Below are 1016 nucleotides of genomic sequence, written 5' to 3'. Positions count from 1 at the left end.
GTTTTCGCCTCCGGTGAGGCGTTGCCGGGTGTGGTGGCGCAGCGGTTGCGGGTGTTGACCGGTGCGCGGGTGCACAATTTGTATGGTCCGACCGAGGCCGCGGTGGATGTCACGTATCACGAGGTGACGGATGCGGATTCGGGTGCGGTGCCGATCGGTGCGCCGGTGTTCAATACGCGGGTGTATGTGCTGGATGCGCGGTTGCGTCCGGTGCCGGTGGGTGTGGCCGGTGAGTTGTATCTGGCGGGTGCGCAGTTGGCGCGGGGGTATGTGGGTCGTGCGGATCTGTCGGCGGATCGGTTCGTGGCTGATCCGTTCGCGGTCGGGGAGCGCATGTATCGGAGCGGGGATCTGGTCGCGTGGACCGCGGTGGGTGAGTTGAATTATCTGGGGCGCACCGATTTCCAGGTGAAGGTGCGGGGTCTGCGGATCGAGCTGGGTGAGATCGAGACGGAGTTGCTGGCGTCGCCGGGGGTGGCGCAGGCGGTGGTTGTGGTGCGTGCGGATGAGCGGCTCGGTGATCAGCTGGTGGGGTATGTGGTGCCTGCCGGTGAGTCGGTGGTGGATGCGGATCGGTTGCGGTCGGGTCTGGCGCGTCGGCTTCCGGCGTATATGGTGCCTGCGGCGGTGGTGGTGCTGGAGGCGTTGCCGCTGAATGCGTCGGGGAAGTTGGATCGGCGGGGGTTGCCGGTGCCGTCGTTCGCGGCGGCGGTGTTCCGGGCGCCGGCGACGATGGTGGAGCAGGCGGTCGCGGGGGTGGTGGCGGCGGTGCTGGGTGTGGAGGCCGCCGGTGGTGTGGGTTTGGATGATGATTTCTTCGCGCTGGGTGGTAATTCGCTGCTGGCGACGCAGGTGGCGGCGCGGTTGGGGGCGGCGTTGGAGACCGAGGTGCCGGTCCGGTTGTTGTTCGAGGCGTCGACGGTCGCGGGGCTGGCCGCGCGGCTGGAGTCCCAGGCCGGATCCGGTACCCGCATTCCGCTGGTACCGCGGCCACGCCCCGAACCGGTCACCCTGCC

1 protein-coding gene is annotated in these 1016 nt (G+C 68.6%); it reads left to right on the top strand.

Going from position 1 to position 1016, the window contains the following annotated elements:
* On the top strand, window positions 1-1016 hold a 1016-nt coding region (locus tag LBW94_RS44145; RefSeq protein ID WP_225062833.1), incomplete at both ends, for an AMP-binding protein.

This window comes from Nocardia sp. alder85J (genome assembly GCF_020176955.2).
Classification (GTDB): domain Bacteria; phylum Actinomycetota; class Actinomycetes; order Mycobacteriales; family Mycobacteriaceae; genus Nocardia.
The sequence above is the reverse complement of the archived record's forward strand: the minus strand, read 5'-3'. Positions and strand labels throughout refer to the sequence as shown.